The organism is Methanothermus sociabilis (genome assembly GCF_055392295.1).
In genome coordinates this window covers 360,944-380,076 of the sequence record NZ_AP042467.1, presented here as the reverse complement: position 1 = coordinate 380,076, position 19,133 = coordinate 360,944, and the positions used below count along the sequence as shown (strand labels likewise).

The window sequence follows — 19,133 nt, the reverse complement described above, 5'->3', positions numbered from 1 at the left end:
ATCATTATCTTTAACAAAAAATAAAAATTATTTTGGAGCAAATATAATGAGTTTCTCACGAGTCATATCATTAACTGCATATTTAACTCCTTCTTTTCCAATTCCACTACATTTAAATCCACCAAATGGCATATTATCTGTTCTAAATGTAGATTGTTTATTTATAATCACTGCGCCTGCTTCAATTTTTTGTGAAAGTTCTAATGCCTTGTGTATATTTTCAGTGAAAACTCCTGCTTGAAGCGCATAACATGTATCATTTGCAATTTTCACCGCTTCATCAATAGATTTCACCCTAATAATTGGAGATACAGGACCAAATGTTTCTTCTTTTACAACTTTCATTTCAGGAGTCACGTAATCAAGCACTGTTGGCTCAAATAAATTTTTTTCACGATTTCCTCCATATAGTAATTCTGCACCATTTTTTACGGCATCCTTTACAACTTTTTCTACATTTATAGCAGAATTTAGGTCTATTAGTGGACCAATATCTGTTTTGGGATCCATAGGATCTCCAATTTTTAATTTTTTAGTTTCTTTAACGAGTTTTTCAGAAAATTCATCTGCAATTTCATTTTCAACTATTATTCTTTTCACTGCAATACATACTTGTCCTGAATATAAGTAGGATCCTTTAACTGCAGCTTCAACAGCTTTATCAATGTCAGCATCACTAAGAACTATTAGTGGATCATTTCCTCCTAACTCTAAAGTTAATTTCTTTAATCCAACACTTTTTGCAATCTTCTTTCCAACATTTAATCCTCCAGTAAAAGTAATTTTATTGATTAAATCACTTTTTATAAACTCATCGCCAATCATCTTTGCATTTCCAGTGATAACATTTATTACACCGTCAGGAAAATAGGTATCTATTATTTTTCCCATCATTATAGCTGTTAAAGGAGCTTTTAGAGATGGTTTTAATACTACTGTATTTTTAGCAGCGATAGCAGGCCCAACCTTATGCGCTGCTAAATTTAGTGGATAATTAAATGGAGTAATGGCTGCAACAACTCCAAGTGGCTCTCTTATTGTAAATGCTATATGACCTTCTCCAGCCCTGCATGCATCCAATGGAATAGTTTCACCATAAATTCTTTTTGCTTCTTCTGCAGATAATTTAAAAGTTTCTATTGCACGTTTAGCTTCTTCACGAGAGAATTTAATAGGTTTGCCAGTTTCCAGTGTTATCATTTTTGAAAATTCATCAATTTTCTTCTTCATTTCATTACTAACTTCATATAAATTTTCTGAAACTTCTCTTGACGTAAGTGACTTCATTTTGATTTTAGCCTTGTTTGCAGATTGTATAGCATTTTTAACATCTTTCTGAGAAGCTGAGGGAACTGTATCTACAACTTCTTGATTATAAGGATTTAATACTGGTATTTCATCCTCAGAAGTTACATTTTTTCCATTAATTAACATTTCCAAATTTATCACCAATTTTTAAATTTATCTTTTAAACTACTCCAAATCGTTGTATTATTTGTGGCATTAAATGTCCCAGTTTTAACTTCATTCATGTATGAGATAGATGCATAAAGAACTATTAACACTATCCCCAATACTCCTGCTATAAGAAGTATATATTCTGCACTACTTTGCCCTTTTTCATCTGCTATAACTATATGCACCTTTAAATCCTCCACCAAATGAACTTATGAGATCATAGCCGGTTGTACTTATGAAATAATAAATTACAAATGCAACTAAAGCCATAGGTATTGAATATTTTAAACCTTTTTTAGGATCACCATACATCACAGTTCCTAACAATATACCTCCAAGAAATGCATGTATTGCTACATAACCACCACATGCAATTTGAATAGGATCTCTTAAATTAACAAGCCTCTGCTGTACATTTCCTACAAGTGTCATGCCGCCAATTCCTCCTGAAGCAGAATATAAGTCTATGAAAAATTTTATAACAATTGATATTAATCCTACAACTAATGGAGCGCCAAAAAGTCCTGCTATAAGGAAAAACATTGCATACATCATGACATTTGATTTTCTTTCTCTTTTTAGGGCTAAAACTTGTCTTAAATCTTCAGCTACAGATTCTAATACTCGTGACAATGAGGCTCCAGCCCTACGACCCTCAGATATCATTCTAAATGTTCTGTTAAGTTGTTCAGATTTCAATCTATTGGCCATTGCTATCAATGAACTTTCAAAGCTTCTACCCATCTTTATTTCAATTGCGGTTCTCTTTAGTTCATCATAAAGAGGACCTTCACCATATTTTGTTAAATCATCTATAGCACTTTCCAATGAAATTCCTGCACGAAGTTCTGATGCTAATTGTGTTAAAAAATCAGGAGTACTTTCTTCTATTGTTCCTCTTCTTCTCTCTGCTATAATATACAATGCAGCAAATGCAGCAGCAAAAGGTGCTAAAATCCCTGCTAAAACTGCCAAAATTATATTAAAATTTAATATTATTGCAAGCATTGTTGCAACTACAGCTGAAATAGCACTCAACATAAACAATAAAGAAAGAAAATAAGAAGCTTTCATATATATTCCACAGCGTACCAAGCTTTCTTGGACATGTAATAATAATTTTTTTGGTACAAATTTATTCAAAAAGCTTGCTAATGGACTCAAACCCTTTTCAATATCCAAGTTAAACACCACTTTCTTGATATTATTTAAATCTTATCTGAGGTTTCAAATAAATTTATATAAAGTTTTCAATTTAAATAACTTATGTATGTTGAATAATCTAACTATAAGACCAAAAACAAAAGAAATTTTGGAAGAATCTTTTTATAGGCAAATAACTGTAGAAGAAGCTATGTATTTAATGAATTTGCGTGGAGATGAACTATATGCTCTTTTAATTACAGCTGATAAAGTAAGGAAAAAAATTGTTGGAGACATTGTGACTTTTATTAAAAATTGGAATATAAACTTCACAAACATATGTGTTGGAAATTGTAGATTTTGTGCATTTCGTAAAAAAGATGGAGATCCTGAAGCATATTTTATGGATATTCCAGAGATACTAAAGGTCGTTAGAAAAGCTGTTGAGAGCGGTGTTGAAGAAGTCTGTATCCAGGGAGCTTTACATCCCAATTTAGATATTAACTTCTATGAAGAACTCATAAAAGAAATAAAAGATAATTATCCTGAGCTCCATATTCATGCATTTTCACCAATGGAAATATACTATGTGTCTAAAAATTCAGAATTATCCATTAAAAAAACTTTGAAAATTCTTAAAAGAGCAGGATTAGGGTCTATGCCTGGAACTGCAGCAGAAATATTAGATAACAAAGTAAGGAGAAAAATTTGTCCAAGTAAAATAACTACAGAGCAATGGATATACATAATTAAGACAGCTCATAAGCTTGGAATACCTACAACATCTACAATGATGTATGGACATGTAGAAAACATGGAAAATATTGTTAAGCACCTCAAAATATTGAGAGACATACAAGAAGAAACAGGTGGGTTTACAGAATTTGTACCATTAACTTTTATGCATGCAAAATCTCCTCTATATCTTTCTGGAGATGCAAGGCCTGGTGCGACTGGCATCGAGGACCTTAAAGTTTATGCAGTCTCCAGATTAATGTTCCATGACCTAATAAAAAATATACAAGTGTCATGGGTGAAACTTGGTTTTAAATTTGCACAATTTTGTTTAATGGCAGGTGCTAACGATTTAGGTGGAACTCTTGGAGAAGAAAATATATCAAGGTCTGCAGGGTCTCCTCATGGTACTAAAACTGACGTAAGTAATTTAAGAAGAATAGTAGAAAATTTAGGACGTATACCAGCATTAAGAGATACTCTTTATAACAACATAAGACCATTGTCAGCTATTCCAAATATTTAATTACTGATCAAGAATCTTTGCCATGTAAGGACCTTCACGTTTATAACCAAAATTTCGATAATAATCTCGAACACCTATACCACTAGTGATAACTATTTTGTTCTTTCCACGTTTTAATGCTATATTTTCAGCAAATTTAAGTAATTCTTCTCCATAACCTCTATGTTGTCCAATCATTTTCGATTTTTTACCAATAGGGACCATAGGTCCATAAACATGCAATTCACGGACTATAGCCGTGTTTTCATCTATTTCCTTCCGATGGGCTTTTTTGGAAGGAATTCTTAAACGTAAAAATCCAACTAATACGTCATTTTCTTTATCCTCATGAGAAATAAATATTTCTTTGCCATCTGCAGCTTTATATTCTTCTTTGAAAATTTTTATATTGTCCTCCTCTGGCATGACACCTTCCTTCATTCTATGACCTATTTCACGACATCTAATACATTTGCATCTGACACCTTCTTCTTTTAATTTTCTGTAAACTAACTCTCCTAAATTTGATTTTTTAACACCGTCTACAATTAATGGTGAAGGTATGTCACGTTGTATTCGCATCGTTCTAACCCATTTTGGTAGTAATTTTTTTATTTTTACAATCAATTCGACAGCTTCTTCTGTATTATATGGTCTATACTCTCCTCTCTTCCATAACTCATATAATTCACTTTCTTTTGTTACTAAACATGGATATATCTTCAACATGTCTGGTCTAAAAGAAGGATCAGAAAATAATCTTTTAAATATTCTTAAATCTTTTTCTTCATCTGCAAATAACCCAGGCATTATATGCATTCCCACTTTTAATCCAGAATCTCTTAAAATCCTATTTGCTTCTATAACATCTTTAATGTCATGTCCTCTTTTAACTCTATGATATATATAATTGTATATTGTCTGTACTCCCAATTCTACCCTAGTTACCCCAAATGACAACATTCTGTCTACATCTTCCTCTTTGGAGTAATCTGGTCTAGTTTCAACAGTCATTCCTACACATCTAACCTTTGATTTTTCATTAATTTTTTGAATGTCTTCTAAATATTGAAATTCTTTTTTCTCTTTTTTAGATCCAAATTCATTCATCGCTTGTAAACACCGTGATACAAACCACTCTTGATAACATAAATCATGGGCTGGAAAGGTTCCACCCATAATTATTAATTCTACTTTATCAATTGGATGTCCTATGCTCTTTAATTGATCTAATCTATCTTTGACTTGTCTATATGGATCATACTTATGTCTACGTGCCCTGAGAGCAGCAGGTTCTTCTCCAGTATAACTTGGTGGAGCTTTAGTACTTTGTGGACAGTATAGGCATTTTCCATGTGGGCAAGGTGTTGGGTGACACATTACTGCTACAACTGCAACACCGGATATTGTCCTAACTGGTTTCTTACGTATGATGGGAGCAATTATTTCTTTCTCTTCTTGGGTAGCATATTTTAAAATTTCAGAATTGCTAACAAATTTTTTTATGCCAAATTTTTTGCATGCTTTACGCTTAACAATTTCCAATTCATCTTTATTTTTAACTTTTCCTTCCTTTACTTGCTTTATTATGTAGCGACATGCTTTCTTTATCATCATGCATTATATATGGTTAAATTACACATATAATTAAACTGGGAGGTGGGAAGATGAGAGCAAGCGAACTTTTAGGTAAAAAAGTTATTGATAAAGATGCTAACGAAGTTGGAAAAATAGCAGATATAGAAATAGACACTTCTACAGGGACTATTGATTATTTAATTGTTTCTAAAGCTGGTTTATCATTTAAACCTAAGACTTTCCCAGTTAAAATAGAAGATGTAAACACAATAGGTGATTATGTTATTTTAGGAGTTAAACCTAAGGAATTAGAGGTAGAAGAAAAAGAAGAGGCTAAAAAGGTAACTTTAGAAAAAACAGAATAGGAGTGGAAGGATGGAAGTTGTTGACAAAAAAGGTAAAACAATAACAATTGGTTCAATAGTCAGATATACAGGCACTGGGACCACTGGTGAAGTATCAGCAATAAAAGTTGAAAATAATGTAGGATGGGTAAAATTAGATAAGAATGACCTTTGGTATAATAGTAAATATCTTGAAGTCATTGGAAAAGAAGAATACAAAGAGAAAAGAAAAGTTAAACCAGAAATAAAAGAACAAATTAAAAAATTGAAGAAAATGCGTGAAGAACTAGAAGAAGTAGATGTTAGTTCAGAAGTATGTGATGGTGGAGGTTAAAAACAATATTTACAGTACACTTTCATCCTGTACAGCAACGCAAAATTTACACAATGCTTCAGGGCTTTCTTTTTGTTTATCCTTTACAGGACAAAGATATTTACCTTTCCTATATCTTATCTTTAAGTTGCCAGGAAACTTTGTACTTAGAGGATGTATTGGCATCTCTTTGACAAATGTAGCATAGATAGAAACAATAGCCGCTATTTTATAAAAACTACGTTCTTTTTCAGATTTAGAATTTTTTATTTTATTTTCCATAAAATCAACGAGCTCTTTTAGTTTTTTAATATCTACAGACCCTTCATATCTTTTTTTATCGTTTTTCAATTCATTTAATCTCATGAAAAAAGCATGCATAAATCTCCTTATATATTCCTTTTTTTCTTGCTTGTGCATATACTTAATTTCTTCATTTAAAAAAACACTCGCATTCATGAGATCATTTACACTGACTTTCCTTGAAGCTTTTTTTAGGATGTGTAATAATTTTCTTTTTGATATTTTTTCTGAAAAGTTAATATTTAACAGATTATCACCTGAATGCCTTTTTTATTGCAGAGGCTAATTTAGGACCAATTCCTTCAACTTTTTGAAGTTCTTTTTCACTGACTGATGCAATATTATCGCCAAATATGTTGAAAATTTTTCTTGCCCTTCTTCTACCTAACCCTTTAACTCTAACTACTAAATGTAAAATATCCTCTTTTACGCCATAATAAAGCCTTGCCGAATATTTTTCTAGATCATGAGAATATTTGTATATATTTATTGCCTCACAAATATCTTTAAGAAATTTAGAAAGTTTTGAAGCTTCATATGCAGCCCTGCGTACAGATCCTCCATAAACACCAAAAAAGTTTTCAATTTCATATTCAGTTTTTTCATTCACCCATTCAATTAGAGAAGCTGCAGTGGCTTCTCTATTTCCTACATCCCAAACAAATATTTCATTTTCTAATAATTTTTCCTTTACACGATTTTTGTAGTTATAATTCTTAAAGGATATTAATGGTAAGTCAGGAGTTTGTGATAATTCATAAATCAAGTTATTTATATTTAGATCTGTTGTATTTTCTACAAATTCCTTCAATTTTACAACGGTTTCCACAGAATAATTAGATTTTGAAGCTAATTCTCCTAATTTTGTAATTTTGAATCCAGCAGATGTCATTTTTATTAGATCTGAATCTAATAGGAAATCTAAAGCATCTTCAATTTCATATTCTAAAGCATCATAACTAAATTTTTTGATTTGATATCCACAAAATGTATCTGAGAAAAATTCTATGATATCATTTATGTCCCTGCATCCAGAAGCAATTTGACCTATTATTTGTTTACAAAGAGAATCTTTATTATCAAGTAATTGAGACCTTGTTTCTTCTATATCTCCCTCTATATAATATTCATAAAGTTTTTCTGCTTCCTCATTAGTTTTAGCTATTAAATAAGAATATCCTTTTTTATCATATTGAGGTCTTCCAGCCCTTCCTGACATTTGTTCATAATCAAATATAGGGATGTTTTGAATACCTGTTGGTGTCCAACGTTTATAATCTCTTATAACTACAACTTGTGATGGAAGATTAACACCATACATTAATGTTGGTGTCGCAGTGATCATTAAAAGGTTACCTTTTTTAAATTCTTCTTCTATGATTGATCTTTGCTCATTAAACAATCCAGCATGGTGGAAAGCCACTCCTTTTTTTACACATTTCGCAAGTTTTTTACATGTAGGTGTTGGCGGTGAACCTTTACTCTTTGGAACTTCTAAAATTTTTTTGGCAATTTTTTCAAACTTTTCCCTGTTTTGCAATTTTTTAGCTACATAATTTGCCAATGATTCTGTAAATCTTCTTGTTGAAACAAAAACTAGCATTTGTCTACTTTTTTTAAGTAGCTTAAAAACTAGATCGTTTTTATTTCTAACATTGTGATTCTCTACCACTAACACATCTTTATGCAAAGGAACTGGTCTATAATCATGTTCAAACACTTCTGCATCTAACCATTTAGCAATCTCATGCATGTTTTTAAGAGTGGCTGATAAGGCAATAATTCTTATTCCTGGATTCAATTTTTTTGCTTTTGTGATAGCACATTCAAGTATGGGTCCTCTTGAATAATCACCAAGCATGTGAAATTCATCCACAACCAACAAATCTACATCACTTAAAATTTCTGGATATGTACGTGTTAAAATGTCAAATGATTCATATATCATGACAGACAAATCAGAATATCTAGGATCTCGACCTATTTTAATCTTAGCATGATTTTCAAGTTTTTTGAATTCTTGTAATTTTTCGTTTTGTAGTGAAATAAGAGGTACAAGATAAATTACTTTTCCACCATTATTTATAACTTTTAAAGCTGCTAAGATACCAAGCAATGTTTTTCCACTAGCTGTTGGCATCGCAATTACATAGTTTTTATCTTTTTCAAGAAAACCACTCTTTAGTGCAGCTTTTTGCGCTGGGTTAAAATCTTTTAAATAAGGGTAACAATTTTTTAGAATTTTTAAGATATTTTTCATCACTTTTTCTCCTTTCTTTTTTCAACCACCTTTATATTGGATATTTTTGTAGTTGGGTATTGACCTTTTTCATCTTTTTCCACACTTTTTACCATGTCCCAAATAGTTAGAAGTGCAGCACTAACTCCAGTGAGTGCTTCCATTTCAACGCCAGTTTTTCCTTCTGATGTGACCTTAACATTAACTTTTATTTTATCTTTTTTTATTTCAAAATCTAAGTCAACGCCAGTGATTTGAATTGGATGACAAAGTGGTATTATTGATGGAGTATTTTTAACAGCGTTTATAGCTGCAATTTGTGCAGTTGTCAATACATCTCCTTTTTTAATTTTATTATTTTTTATTGCCTTGATTGTTTTTTCTTTTAAAAATATTTCTCCTGATGCAATAGCAGACCTATAAACTACAGGTTTTTCCCTAATTTCTACCATTTGAATCTTTTTCATCTTTTTCACCTAGATAAGGGACATAAATCTTTGAATATTTTATAGCTATTTTCCTAGCATTTTTTCCCATTTCCTTTTTTTTCTTTTCATTTTTAAGTATATAATCTATAGCATTTGCCAAGGCTTTAGGATCACGAGGATTAACTAACAATCCAACATCTTCAGTTACTATTTCTTTGATACCACCAACTTTGGTTGCCACAACTGGTTTTCCACAGGCCATAGCTTCTAACAAAACTAATCCAAAGCTTTCTGAAACAGAAGGAAGGACTACAAGATCTGCAGCAGCCATTACATTATTTATATCATACCTTACACCTGTAAATACCACATCTTTAATTTTTTCTTCTTTAACCATTTTTTTCAGTTGATTAAGGCAAGGGCCATCTCCTACAATGACAAGGGTTGATGGTGTTTTAACCAATTTTTTTGCTTTTAATAAATATTGTAAACCTTTTTGAGGTACTAAATTCCCAACAAATAAAATTATGGGTTTTTTTATTTTTAATTCATCTCTAAATGTTGTTTTGATGTTTGGATTAAAAGTCTTTAAATCTACAGCATTGCCTGTTATTACTACTTTTTTTTCATCCTCTATAATTTCCAAAATTTTGTTTTTTAATGTTTTGCTAACAACTAGAACATTTTCTGCATCTTGTAAAATCATTTTAATCAAAATTCTTAAAAATCTGTTAGATGATAAGATTAAAGCATCAGATCCATGTACAGTTACATAATGAGGTTTACCTGTTATCTTAGATGCTAAATATCCTACTAATCCAGGAGGCAATAGATAATGTGAATGTATTATATCAATATCTTCCTTCACTATGAGATAGAGAGCCATAATCGTTGCTGTCAATGTGAATATCAATCCTCTTAATCCTTTAATATTAATTGTTGGAGCTTGCTTAACATTATTAGATTTCAAATTTTTGTGTGGATAGGTTATTACAAATACCTCATGACCTTTGTTTTTAAGCATGTTTGATAAAAAATGAACATGGGAAGCTACTCCGCCAACATGTGGAGGATATTGACCTATTAAACATATTTTCATCTACACACCCTTAACACTATTAAGAACTCTTCCTTTCATGTCTGTTATTATAACTTTGACTTTTAATGGATATCTGTCTTCGCATCTCTTCTTTATTGATTTTGCAATATAATTAAAAACCTTTTCTCTGATTCCAGCTTTCTCTAAGTATTTTATCATTTCTTCAGTAGTTTTAGATTTAAATATTTTCTTTACAAGAACTTTTGATGCCCCTGCTAACGCTGCATAAGCAGCTATTATTTCCCTTCTAGCATCGGCAACTTTACTGTGTGTATTAAATATTCCTCCAGCAATTTTCACCAATTTTCCAGCATGCCCCAATAGTACAATATTTTTTACTCCTTTTTTAGATGCTTCATTCAACATATAACCAATGAAGTTACTAGTTTGTACAATTCTGTCTTTTTCAACTTTAAATTTATTTAAAGCAATTTTTTCACCAATATTTCCTGGCACAAAATACAATTCTTCAAATCCTTGTGCTATTGCAACATCAATTTGATAAGATAAAGATTTTTTATATGCTTTAGATGACATTGGTCGTGCAATGCCTTTTGTTCCAAGGATTGATATCCCATTTTTAATTCCCAACTTTGGATTCATAGTTTTTTGTGCAACCTCTTTTCCTTTAGGTACAAATATTGTGACTATTGCACCCTCATTTTGTTCAAGGAATTTTTTTAAATTTTTTTTAATCATTTTCCTAGGTACAGGATTTATTGCGTGTTCACCAACAGGAACTGGCAATCCTGGCTTAGTTACTATTCCTACTCCTTTTCCACCTTTAATAATTATCTTATTTTCATTTATAAGTTTCACTCTAGCTCCTATTTCAAGTCCAATCGTTACATCAGGATCTGGATATTTTTTCTTGACAACTAAAGCTTCAGCTTCATTTTCAGATATTTTTTTTATACTTTTTATTTCAATTTTTAATTTACCTATAGGTGCATCAATATTTACAATTTTAGGTTTTTTAGATTTTTTTAAAAATAAAATACAAGCAGTTGCAGCTGCAGTGGCTGCACTACCTGTTGTTATTCCTATCTTACTTTTATTCATTTTTTAATTCTTCTTCAATAGCTCTTTTAAATTCTTCTTTAGAGGGAGTTCCAACAAATTTAACTTCTCCATTTATTGCTATTGTAGGAACTGCTAACAAACCATATTCTATTGCCTTTTCTCTATTTTCCATCACATCTATTTCTTCAATTTCAACTTTGTTACCATATTCTTCTTTAATTTCTTCGGCTAATGCAATGGCTGATGGACAATGAGGGCATGTGGGAGATGTAAATATCTCTATTTTTACTACCACATTATCACCTCTAAATCTTTATTCCTAAATTATGATATAATAAGCTAGAAAAAATTTTTGTTTGGAGGGATACCTATTAAGAAAAAGGTGAAATCTCCTGGTTCAGCAACAGTTATTAATGCTATCGCCACAGGAAAAGGATCAGCATTTGGAATAAAACTTTATGTTACTGCTGAAGCTAAAATAATTAATTCTGGTATTAAATGTAGTACAAAACCTAAAGTTGACACAAAACTAATGGAAATTTGTGCAAAAAAAGTTTTAGAACGTTTAGGGGTAAAAACAGGATTAAAAATAAAAACTGAATCAAATCTTCCAGTGGCTTCAGGTTTATCAAGTAGTAGTGCGGCATCAAATGCAGTTACTTTGGCAGTATATGAATTAATTTCAGAAGAATTTGACACAGAAAAATTAGATGATATGGATATTATAGAGTTAGCAATCGATTCATCATTAGAAGCAGGAGTGACAATAACAGGGGCTTTTGACGATGCCACAGCATCATTTTTTGGAGGATTAACAATAACAGATAATTTAAGAAGGGAAATAATATATAAAGGTAAAATGGATGAAAAAAAAGTAGTAATATATAATCCTAAGAAAAAATCTTTCACTGCTGAAGCAGATGTAAAAAGAATGAAGTTAATATCACCATGGGTAGATATTGCATTCAAAGAACTTTTAAATAAAAATATTTATAAGGCTTTAACATTGAATGGTATACTTTATTCCTCTGCACTTGGATTCAACACAGATATAATTTTTGATGCACTGGATGCTGGTGCACTAGCTTCGGGGCTTTCAGGAACAGGGCCTTCTTTCATTGCAATTGTTGACAATGACAAAGTTGACAATGTTGTGGATGCATGGAATTCATATCCTGGCGAAGTAATATTAACTGAAGTTGACAATGAAGGAACAAAGGTGATTTAATGGATAAATCGGAAGCAAAGAAAATTCTAAATGAAACAAGAGAACAAATAGATATATTAGATAAAAAAATTTTGAAGCTTATCTGTGAAAGAACACTCCTTGGCAAAAAAATAGCAAAAGCAAAAATGATACTAGGTATGGATATTGAAGACCCTATAAGGGAGAAAGAAATTGAAAATAAGGCAAGGAAGATTGCTAGAAAAAATAAAATTAATGAAAAGAAAATTACAAAAATAGTAAAGATATTAACTGAGATGAATAGAGAAGAACAAAAAAAAGTGATGGGGAGGTAGTGTATGGGAAACATTAGAACTGCGTTGATAAAAAGAGTTGCAAAAGAATTAATAGAAACTTTTCCAGACAAGTTTTCAGACAATTTTGATGAAAACAAGGCAGTTTTAGAAGAAATTTCAACCGTAGAAACAAAACATTTGAGAAATAAAATAGCAGGTTACATAACAAAACTTATGAAACAAAGATCATCTTAATGGTGTATAAATGGCACTAATAGTTGTTAAATTTGGTGGGACATCAATAGGGAATGGAAAAAGAATTAGAAAGGCTGCCAATGCGGTAGTTAAAGAATACATGTCTGGAAAGAAAGTAGTAGTCGTAGTTTCTGCCATAAACAAAACAACAGATGAGCTAATTAAAATTGTAGAAGATGCAACAAAAAATATTGTAACAGAAAAACAGTTGGCTGAAGTAATTTCTATGGGTGAAATGACCAGTGCTAGAATATTTGCATCTGCTATAGAATCTTTTGGAGTAAAATCTGAATATATAGATCCATTTAGCGATAAATGGCCAATAATAACTGATAGTAATCTATTAAACGCTGAAGTAGATTTAGAAACAACCAAAAAATTGTCAAAAAATATATTAAATCTTCTGGATGAAGGAATAATTCCAGTTATATGTGGATTTCTTGGTAAAGACAAGGAAGGACATATTACAACATTGGGAAGAGGTGGAAGTGACGTAACTGCTTTTGTTCTAGCAAAGTGTTTAAATGCAGATGAGGTTATCATTGTTACTGATGTAAGTGGGGTAATGACGACAGACCCTAATTTAATAAAAAGTGCAAAAAGATTGGAAAAAATATCAGTAGAAGAAATGAGGGATTTGGCCACACATGGTGCAAAGGTTTTACATCCAGATGCATTAAAATATAAAGAACCTAATTTAAGAGCAAAAATAATAAGTTTTAAGCATGGAGATTTATCTGCACCTGGAACTGAAATTATAGGACCATCAAAAGAGAAAACTTTAAAAACAACAATGTCCTATCCAGAACCATTATCTGTTATAGCAGTAGTTGGTGAAGAGATACTTTATAAGCCAGGCATACTTGCTAAAATAACTTCCAGACTTGCAAAAGATAATATAAATATTTTAGGAATTTCTACAGGTCAAAATTCTGTAACTTTATTTGTTAACAAAAAAGATGCTAGGAAAGCCCATAAAATTTTACATGAATTAGTTATTAAAGACAAGGATCTTAGTTCTGTATCCATAGGTAAAGATGTAGGAATGATAAGTGTTTCAAGCCCTGATTTTGTAACAACTCCTGGAATTATTTCAAAAATTACAGAACCATTGAAAAAACATAACATAAACATTGTGGAAATTTCATCTTCCCAGACATCAATAGTTATTTTTGTAGAATGGAAAGATTGCGAAAAAGTCTATAATCTTGTTCGCGATGTTTTAGGATCCTCATGATTTTCGTAAAATCAATATTTAACTTTTTTCATAGTATATTTTGGGTGTGAAAAATGAAGATCGAAGGAACGATAGTTGCTATGGTAACTCCTTTTACAAAAGATGATGAGATAGATGAAGAAGGAATGCGTGAAAATATAAATTATTTGATTGAAAAAGGCGTTGATGGACTTTTAGCTGCAGGTACAACAGGAGAATCAGCGACAATAACTCATGAAGAACATAGAAGGCTTATAGACATACTCGTAGATGAAGTAAATGGTAGAGTAACTGCAGTAGCAGGTGCAGGAAGTAATTCTTCTAGAGAGGCACTTGGATTAGTAAAATATGCTGAAGACGCTGGGGCAGATGCAGCACTTGTTATAACACCATACTACAATAAACCACAACCACATGGACTAATAAAACATTACAAAACATTGGCTGAGAAATCAGATATTCCTATTATCATCTATAATGTACCATCAAGAACTGGAATAGATATAGGTGTAGATGTTTTGTGCGAACTGGCAAAAGTTGACAATATTGTAGGAATAAAAGAGGCTAGCACGGATTTAAATAAAGTTTCCATGATTATTAAAGAAACCATGGATACAAATTTAGATTTTATAGTTCTTTCAGGAAATGACAATTTAACTTTGCCAATGATTTCTATGGGTGCTAAAGGCGTTGTTTCCGTTGTTGCCAACGTAGATCCAACCAGAATGTGTGAACTAGTAAAAAGTGCTTTAAAAGGTGATTTTGAAACAGCTAAGAAAAAACATTATGAACTTTATGAACTCATGGAGGCATTGTTTATTGAAACTAACCCTGCCCCTGTAAAAGAGGCATTGAATATGATGGGAAGACCAGCAGGACATGTAAGAATGCCTTTAGCATCGTTAAAAGAAGAAAATAAAAAAACTTTAAGAGAAATATTGGAAAGGTTATCACTTATTTAGCATTGAGGTATCAATCATGAAAATAGTTGTTTGTGGCGCTTGTGGAAGAATGGGATCATTAATTATAAAGAATGTAGTTAAAGAGAAAGACATGGAACTTGTTGGTGCGATAGAAGCTCCAAATACGGAATTAGAAGGTAAAGACATTGGTGAAACAATTGGTATAGGACATGTTGGTGTAAAGATAAGAGGTGCAAATTTTTTAAAAGAAGTTCTAAAAGACAAAGATCCTGACGTTTTAGTTGATTTCACAACTCCAAATGCTGCAGTTGAAAATATAAAAACAGCTAGTAAAATGGGAGTAAATTTAGTCGTTGGTACAACTGGTTTTAATGAGGAACAGATGAAAATAATTGAGGATTGTGTAGAAAAAAATAACATTAAAGCAGTTATTTCTCCAAATATGGCAGTCGGAGTAAATGTTTTTTTCAAAATTATTGAAGATCTTGCGTCATTACTTGAAGACTATGATGTAGAAATCATTGAAGCTCATCACAGACACAAAGTAGATGCTCCATCTGGCACTGCCATGAAAGCTTTAGAAATAATATGTGATAAAAGAGGAAAAAGTAAAGATGTGGCTGTTTATGGTAGAAAAGGAATTGTTGGCGAAAGAAGTGACGAAGAGATAGGCGTACATGCAATAAGAGGCGGAGATGTTGTTGGAGACCATACAGTTATGTTTTTAGGCAATGGTGAAAGATTGGAAATCATTCATCGTGCACATAGTAGACAAGCATTCGTTAATGGAGTTTTACGTGCTATAAGATATATAAAACATGCGAAACCAGGAAAAATAAGTGACATGAAAGATGTTTTAGGCCTCAGGTGATAAGATGTTGAAAGTAGGCATACTCGGCGCCACCGGCATGGTTGGACAAAGATTTGTCAGTTTGTTGGCAGATCATCCTGACTTTGAAATTGAAGTTTTAACAGCTTCCCCAAGGTCAGCAGGTAAAAAGTATGAAGACGCAGCTAAATGGTATTTAGATATAGAAATGCCAGAATCTGTTAAGGATATAACAGTTGTTAACACAGATCCAAAAGAAGTTGAGGATGTAGATATATTATTCTCAGCTTTACCATCAAACATTGCTGCCAAGGTAGAGCCTAAATTTGCAGAAAAATATATCGTTGCATCTAATGCAAGTGCTATGCGGATGGAACCAGATGTTCCACTTTTAATTCCCGAAGTAAATCCAGAATCATTGGATTTAATTGAAATACAACAAGAAAAAAGAGGTTGGGAAGGTTTTATAGTTACTAACCCTAATTGTTCGACAATAGCACTTACATTGACATTAAAACCAATTTATGATTTATTTGATATAAAAAGAGTATATGTTGCAACTATGCAAGCAGTATCTGGTGCTGGATATGCTGGTGTTCCATCCATGGCAATTTTAGATAATATAATACCATTTATAAGTGGCGAAGAAGAAAAGATAGAGACAGAAACTTTAAAAATTCTTGGAACTTTAAAGGATGATAGTATTGAACCGGCAAAATTTAAAATAACTGCTTCTTGCCATAGAGTACCTGTGTTAGATGGACATACTGAAGCCGTATTCATTGAATTAGAAGAAAATTTTGATATAGAAGATATAAAAGATGCAATGGCAAAGTTTAAGGGTTTACCACAAAAACTAAATCTTCCTTCTGCACCAAAAAAACCAATAATAGTTTTAGACGATGAAGATAGACCTCAGCCAAGAATAGATAGAGATAACGAGAATGGAATGGCTGTAACAGTTGGAAGATTGCGAAAAGATAACACAATTGAAAATAGTCTTAAATATGTGTTAGTTGGACATAATACAATTAGAGGTGCGGCAGGAGCGTCAGTGCTAAACGCAGAACTCATTAAAGAAACAATTCTTTGATTTTTATTTTTTGGGATATCTATGCGACTATTTAAAGATTCAGAAAAAGAAGAATTAAAAAAAGTTGTTAAGTCATGTTTATTAGAAATTTCTAAATTAAGATTAGAATTAAATAAATGTCGGAATAAGCTAAAGAAATTAAAAAATGAAGGATATGAGGCAGAGATTAGAAATAAAAATTTAGAAATAATCAATTTAAAAAATATAATCCAAGAAAAAGATAAAAAAATTAAAGTTTTGAAGGAAGAATTATCAAAAAAAGATAAAAAATTAAAAAAACTTGAGAAATATATTGAAGCATTGACATCTAAACCTAAACCCGGGCTTACGTCTTTTCAATCTCAAATATATCATTTATTACCATCTAAAAAAGCCTCGGCTAAGGAATTGCATGATTTTGTCAAAAAAGTCGGATTTAAAGAACTTAAATTTGAAAGCATGTTAAATATATTAAAAGCTCTTGAAAGAGAAGGATATGCTAGAAGATATGAAACCAATAATGGCACTCTTTGGGAAAAAATAAATAAATAGTTACTCAGGTGTTTTTAACTTAGGAGGTCTGAATATTTGTTCTTCTTCATATTCAATTTCATCAACATCAAAGAATTTCCTAAATGGAGGTTCTTTTGTACGTTCTTCATAAATATGGGCTATAATTCCTGGTAACCTACCTAACATAAACATTCCTACTCCAATTCTCCAATCAAATCCAAGATCTGATAGTATTGATGCACAAGCTCCATCAACATTCATTTTTATGTTTTTTAATTCATTTAAGATTTTTTCAACTTCAAGGGCAAAAACCATATGTGGTCCTTTGAAATTAAGTTCTTCTGCTAATTCAAAAAGTCTCACGGGTCGTGGATCCTCATTATGGAATCTATGACCATAACCAGGAATTTTCTTTCCTTTTGAAATGTATTTATTTACAACATCCCTTGCAACTTCAGGTATATCATCTTCAGAATCACATAACTCAACTGAATTTTGGAATAATTTCATGGCATGTTCTATTGCTCCTGCATGATGTTTACCAAATGCTAATAGCCCACCAGCAATACAGGCATTGACAGGTGATCCTGTTGATGCTATTATCCTTGAAACTTGAGTACTAGGTGGAGTCACTCCATGGTCAGCAAATGAAACTAATACAGCTTCTAACATTCTTGCCTCTTTTTCACTAGGTAATTTTCCCTTTATTAATAAATATACAACTTCCGGGAAACTTATACTCCCAATGAGTCTTTCTATTGGAATTCCTCTAATTATTATTTTGTTTGGTTCAATTTTAGTAATTGATGTTCTCCATTTTGTCCGCATTTTTGTCATAAAACTCACCTCAAATGGTTATCGTGTATTTTCTTGGTTCTACACAACAACATAATCTTGTAGATACGATTCTGACACCGCTGGCTCTTTGTGGACCTATTTTAATTAAAGTTCCTAATGCAGTGGTGGATCCTCCTAAACCTAAAGGACCTATTCCTGAAGAATTTACAGAATTAGTTATATATTCTTCTAGTTCTGATTGCTGATCTAATTTACCATGAGCAATTGCCTTGAGCATTAACGATGTTGCCTCATAATGTGTCCTTCCAATACCTATGGCGGGTACACAAGGTGTACAACCTAGAGATTTAGCCTCTACTATTATCCATCTAATTACTTCTTTAAATACTTTTCTGTAATCATGTTCATGGAAAACTTTTTTAGTTCTAGCTCTAATTTCTGGACCACCTCCTAACATCATTATATGAATTTTTGTTCCATTTTCTTCTTTATTGTTATCTATGAAGAATGAAGGAGGAACCACTTTCCCAGGATCTTCATATATCCCTTTACTTTGTTCTATTCTTTCTATATCATTTCCTTTTAGGGCCATAGGGCGTCCTGGAAGCTCACGTAATCCTTCAGCTATGCCTCGCCTGATTTTTTGAAAAAACGTACTAGAAATTTCTGATTTTTTGCCAATTTCTATATATACATGAGGAATACCTGTATCATCGCAAAGTGGTCTTCTTTTCTTTTTTGCAACTTTAGCATTTTTTAAGAGTAACTTAAGAACCCAAACAGCATTTTCATTGTTTTCATTTTTTATGGCATTTTTATAAGCTTTTATTTGATCTTCACTATATTCTGTGCTACATTTTATAACAGCTTTTTTAACTTTTTTAACTAAGTCCAAAAT

The 19,133-nt window shown here is 31.7% G+C and carries 23 protein-coding genes; 11 read left to right on the top strand and 12 right to left on the bottom strand.

All coding sequences use genetic code 11. The annotated features are described in order from the left end of the window. Positions 1 to 27 precede the first annotated feature (27 nt). From ACZ5LY_RS02055 to ACZ5LY_RS02045, 3 genes are read right to left on the bottom strand one after another with little or no spacing between them, the layout of a single operon-like run. Positions 28 to 1,440 (bottom strand): lactaldehyde dehydrogenase, encoded by a 1,413-nt coding sequence (locus ACZ5LY_RS02055; RefSeq protein ID WP_464577783.1) that lies wholly within the window; start codon positions 1,438 to 1,440, stop codon positions 28 to 30. 5 nt (positions 1,441 to 1,445) lie between these two features. Beyond that, a complete protein-coding gene (locus ACZ5LY_RS02050; RefSeq protein WP_013413769.1) occupies positions 1,446 to 1,643 on the bottom strand; it encodes a class III signal peptide-containing protein in 198 nt (65 codons plus the stop codon). Further along, a complete protein-coding gene (locus ACZ5LY_RS02045) occupies positions 1,621 to 2,649 on the bottom strand; it encodes a type II secretion system F family protein (RefSeq protein ID WP_464577782.1) in 1,029 nt (342 codons plus the stop codon). Before ACZ5LY_RS02045 ends, ACZ5LY_RS02050 begins: the two co-directional genes overlap by 23 nt. 79 nt (positions 2,650 to 2,728) lie before the next feature. Here ACZ5LY_RS02045 and cofH point away from each other — a divergent pair, with 79 nt between their 5' ends. After that, on the top strand, positions 2,729 to 3,862 hold the full coding sequence (gene cofH, locus ACZ5LY_RS02040; protein ID WP_013413767.1) for a 5-amino-6-(D-ribitylamino)uracil--L-tyrosine 4-hydroxyphenyl transferase CofH: 1,134 nt from the start codon (positions 2,729 to 2,731) through the stop codon (positions 3,860 to 3,862). Here the strand turns inward: cofH and ACZ5LY_RS02035 are convergent, their stop codons facing one another. Beyond that, a complete protein-coding gene (locus ACZ5LY_RS02035) occupies positions 3,863 to 5,452 on the bottom strand; it encodes a tRNA uridine(34) 5-carboxymethylaminomethyl modification radical SAM/GNAT enzyme Elp3 (RefSeq protein ID WP_048060671.1) in 1,590 nt (529 codons plus the stop codon). Between the two features lie 56 nt (positions 5,453 to 5,508). Between ACZ5LY_RS02035 and ACZ5LY_RS02030 the strand changes: the two genes are divergently transcribed. Together ACZ5LY_RS02030 and ACZ5LY_RS02025 are read left to right on the top strand one after the other, a co-directional pair. Next, positions 5,509 to 5,784: a PRC-barrel domain-containing protein gene (locus tag ACZ5LY_RS02030; protein WP_013413765.1), complete on the top strand. Its 276-nt coding sequence runs from the start codon at positions 5,509 to 5,511 to the stop codon at positions 5,782 to 5,784. Between the two features lie 10 nt (positions 5,785 to 5,794). Further along, positions 5,795 to 6,097: a DUF2098 domain-containing protein gene (locus ACZ5LY_RS02025; protein WP_464577781.1), complete on the top strand. Its 303-nt coding sequence runs from the start codon at positions 5,795 to 5,797 to the stop codon at positions 6,095 to 6,097. 9 nt (positions 6,098 to 6,106) lie between these two features. Here the strand turns inward: ACZ5LY_RS02025 and ACZ5LY_RS02020 are convergent, their stop codons facing one another. The 6 genes from ACZ5LY_RS02020 to ACZ5LY_RS01995 all read right to left on the bottom strand — a co-directional run bounded on the left by ACZ5LY_RS02020 (position 6,107) and on the right by ACZ5LY_RS01995 (position 11,463). Then, complete coding sequence (locus ACZ5LY_RS02020) at positions 6,107 to 6,535, bottom strand: DUF2115 domain-containing protein (protein ID WP_464577780.1); 429 nt, start codon at positions 6,533 to 6,535, stop codon at positions 6,107 to 6,109. Positions 6,536 to 6,632: 97 nt separating this feature from the next. After that, positions 6,633 to 8,639: a DEAD/DEAH box helicase gene (locus ACZ5LY_RS02015; protein WP_464577779.1), complete on the bottom strand. Its 2,007-nt coding sequence runs from the start codon at positions 8,637 to 8,639 to the stop codon at positions 6,633 to 6,635. Then, entirely contained in the window at positions 8,639 to 9,085 is a 447-nt protein-coding gene (gene moaC / locus ACZ5LY_RS02010; RefSeq protein ID WP_464577778.1) for a cyclic pyranopterin monophosphate synthase MoaC, read from the bottom strand. The genes ACZ5LY_RS02015 and moaC overlap by 1 nt, the downstream gene beginning before the upstream one ends. After that, positions 9,057 to 10,145, bottom strand: coding sequence for a glycosyltransferase family 4 protein (locus ACZ5LY_RS02005; protein ID WP_464577777.1), 1,089 nt, complete (start codon positions 10,143 to 10,145; stop codon positions 9,057 to 9,059). The genes moaC and ACZ5LY_RS02005 overlap by 29 nt, the downstream gene beginning before the upstream one ends. Further along, a complete protein-coding gene (gene cbiD, locus ACZ5LY_RS02000) occupies positions 10,146 to 11,207 on the bottom strand; it encodes a cobalt-precorrin-5B (C(1))-methyltransferase CbiD (RefSeq protein ID WP_464577776.1) in 1,062 nt (353 codons plus the stop codon). It lies immediately after the preceding gene. Then, positions 11,200 to 11,463, bottom strand: a complete 264-nt coding sequence (locus ACZ5LY_RS01995; protein ID WP_013413758.1) for an MJ0307 family thioredoxin — start codon at positions 11,461 to 11,463, stop codon at positions 11,200 to 11,202. Before ACZ5LY_RS01995 ends, cbiD begins: the two co-directional genes overlap by 8 nt. A 75-nt stretch (positions 11,464 to 11,538) precedes the next feature. Between ACZ5LY_RS01995 and ACZ5LY_RS01990 the strand changes: the two genes are divergently transcribed. From ACZ5LY_RS01990 to ACZ5LY_RS01955, 8 genes are read left to right on the top strand one after another with little or no spacing between them, the layout of a single operon-like run. Continuing rightward, entirely contained in the window at positions 11,539 to 12,396 is an 858-nt protein-coding gene (locus tag ACZ5LY_RS01990; RefSeq protein ID WP_048060670.1) for a shikimate kinase, read from the top strand. After that, complete coding sequence (locus tag ACZ5LY_RS01985) at positions 12,396 to 12,689, top strand: chorismate mutase (protein ID WP_013413756.1); 294 nt, start codon at positions 12,396 to 12,398, stop codon at positions 12,687 to 12,689. The genes ACZ5LY_RS01990 and ACZ5LY_RS01985 overlap by 1 nt, the downstream gene beginning before the upstream one ends. Positions 12,690 to 12,692: 3 nt before the next feature. Further along, positions 12,693 to 12,884, top strand: coding sequence for a 30S ribosomal protein S17e (locus ACZ5LY_RS01980; RefSeq protein WP_013413755.1), 192 nt, complete (start codon positions 12,693 to 12,695; stop codon positions 12,882 to 12,884). A 10-nt stretch (positions 12,885 to 12,894) separates the two neighbouring features. Further along, complete coding sequence (locus ACZ5LY_RS01975) at positions 12,895 to 14,121, top strand: aspartate kinase (protein WP_013413754.1); 1,227 nt, start codon at positions 12,895 to 12,897, stop codon at positions 14,119 to 14,121. A 53-nt stretch (positions 14,122 to 14,174) separates the two neighbouring features. Beyond that, positions 14,175 to 15,062 (top strand): 4-hydroxy-tetrahydrodipicolinate synthase, encoded by an 888-nt coding sequence (gene dapA, locus ACZ5LY_RS01970; RefSeq protein ID WP_013413753.1) that lies wholly within the window; start codon positions 14,175 to 14,177, stop codon positions 15,060 to 15,062. A gap of 13 nt (positions 15,063 to 15,075) precedes the next feature. Continuing rightward, entirely contained in the window at positions 15,076 to 15,894 is an 819-nt protein-coding gene (gene dapB, locus ACZ5LY_RS01965) for a 4-hydroxy-tetrahydrodipicolinate reductase (RefSeq protein WP_048060561.1), read from the top strand. A gap of 4 nt (positions 15,895 to 15,898) precedes the next feature. Then, positions 15,899 to 16,945 carry an aspartate-semialdehyde dehydrogenase gene (gene asd, locus ACZ5LY_RS01960; protein WP_013413751.1) on the top strand — a complete coding sequence of 349 codons (1,047 nt, stop codon included), beginning with the start codon at positions 15,899 to 15,901 and terminating at the stop codon, positions 16,943 to 16,945. Positions 16,946 to 16,966: 21 nt separating this feature from the next. Further along, entirely contained in the window at positions 16,967 to 17,476 is a 510-nt protein-coding gene (locus ACZ5LY_RS01955; RefSeq protein WP_464577775.1) for a hypothetical protein, read from the top strand. Here the strand turns inward: ACZ5LY_RS01955 and ACZ5LY_RS01950 are convergent, their stop codons facing one another. Together ACZ5LY_RS01950 and ACZ5LY_RS01945 are read right to left on the bottom strand one after the other, a co-directional pair. Next, positions 17,477 to 18,274, bottom strand: coding sequence for a citryl-CoA lyase (locus tag ACZ5LY_RS01950; RefSeq protein WP_013413749.1), 798 nt, complete (start codon positions 18,272 to 18,274; stop codon positions 17,477 to 17,479). A gap of 10 nt (positions 18,275 to 18,284) precedes the next feature. Continuing rightward, complete coding sequence (locus ACZ5LY_RS01945) at positions 18,285 to 19,130, bottom strand: fumarate hydratase (protein WP_464577774.1); 846 nt, start codon at positions 19,128 to 19,130, stop codon at positions 18,285 to 18,287. Positions 19,131 to 19,133: the final 3 nt, after the last annotated feature.

Excerpts from the sequence above, each read along its gene's own strand:
- cofH (WP_013413767.1), top strand. The coding sequence starts at position 2,729 with ATGTTGAATAATCTAACTATAAGACCAAAAACAAAAGAAATTTTGGAA.
- ACZ5LY_RS02030 (WP_013413765.1), top strand. The coding sequence starts at position 5,509 with ATGAGAGCAAGCGAACTTTTAGGTAAAAAAGTTATTGATAAAGATGCT.
- ACZ5LY_RS02025 (WP_464577781.1), top strand. The coding sequence starts at position 5,795 with ATGGAAGTTGTTGACAAAAAAGGTAAAACAATAACAATTGGTTCAATA.
- ACZ5LY_RS02020 (WP_464577780.1), bottom strand. The coding sequence starts at position 6,535 with ATGAATGCGAGTGTTTTTTTAAATGAAGAAATTAAGTATATGCACAAG.
- ACZ5LY_RS02015 (WP_464577779.1), bottom strand. The coding sequence starts at position 8,639 with ATGAAAAATATCTTAAAAATTCTAAAAAATTGTTACCCTTATTTAAAA.
- moaC (WP_464577778.1), bottom strand. The coding sequence starts at position 9,085 with ATGAAAAAGATTCAAATGGTAGAAATTAGGGAAAAACCTGTAGTTTAT.
- ACZ5LY_RS02005 (WP_464577777.1), bottom strand. The coding sequence starts at position 10,145 with ATGAAAATATGTTTAATAGGTCAATATCCTCCACATGTTGGCGGAGTA.
- cbiD (WP_464577776.1), bottom strand. The coding sequence starts at position 11,207 with ATGAATAAAAGTAAGATAGGAATAACAACAGGTAGTGCAGCCACTGCA.
- ACZ5LY_RS01985 (WP_013413756.1), top strand. The coding sequence starts at position 12,396 with ATGGATAAATCGGAAGCAAAGAAAATTCTAAATGAAACAAGAGAACAA.
- ACZ5LY_RS01980 (WP_013413755.1), top strand. The coding sequence starts at position 12,693 with ATGGGAAACATTAGAACTGCGTTGATAAAAAGAGTTGCAAAAGAATTA.
- ACZ5LY_RS01975 (WP_013413754.1), top strand. The coding sequence starts at position 12,895 with ATGGCACTAATAGTTGTTAAATTTGGTGGGACATCAATAGGGAATGGA.
- dapA (WP_013413753.1), top strand. The coding sequence starts at position 14,175 with ATGAAGATCGAAGGAACGATAGTTGCTATGGTAACTCCTTTTACAAAA.
- asd (WP_013413751.1), top strand. The coding sequence starts at position 15,899 with ATGTTGAAAGTAGGCATACTCGGCGCCACCGGCATGGTTGGACAAAGA.
- ACZ5LY_RS01955 (WP_464577775.1), top strand. The coding sequence starts at position 16,967 with ATGCGACTATTTAAAGATTCAGAAAAAGAAGAATTAAAAAAAGTTGTT.
- ACZ5LY_RS01950 (WP_013413749.1), bottom strand. The coding sequence starts at position 18,274 with ATGACAAAAATGCGGACAAAATGGAGAACATCAATTACTAAAATTGAA.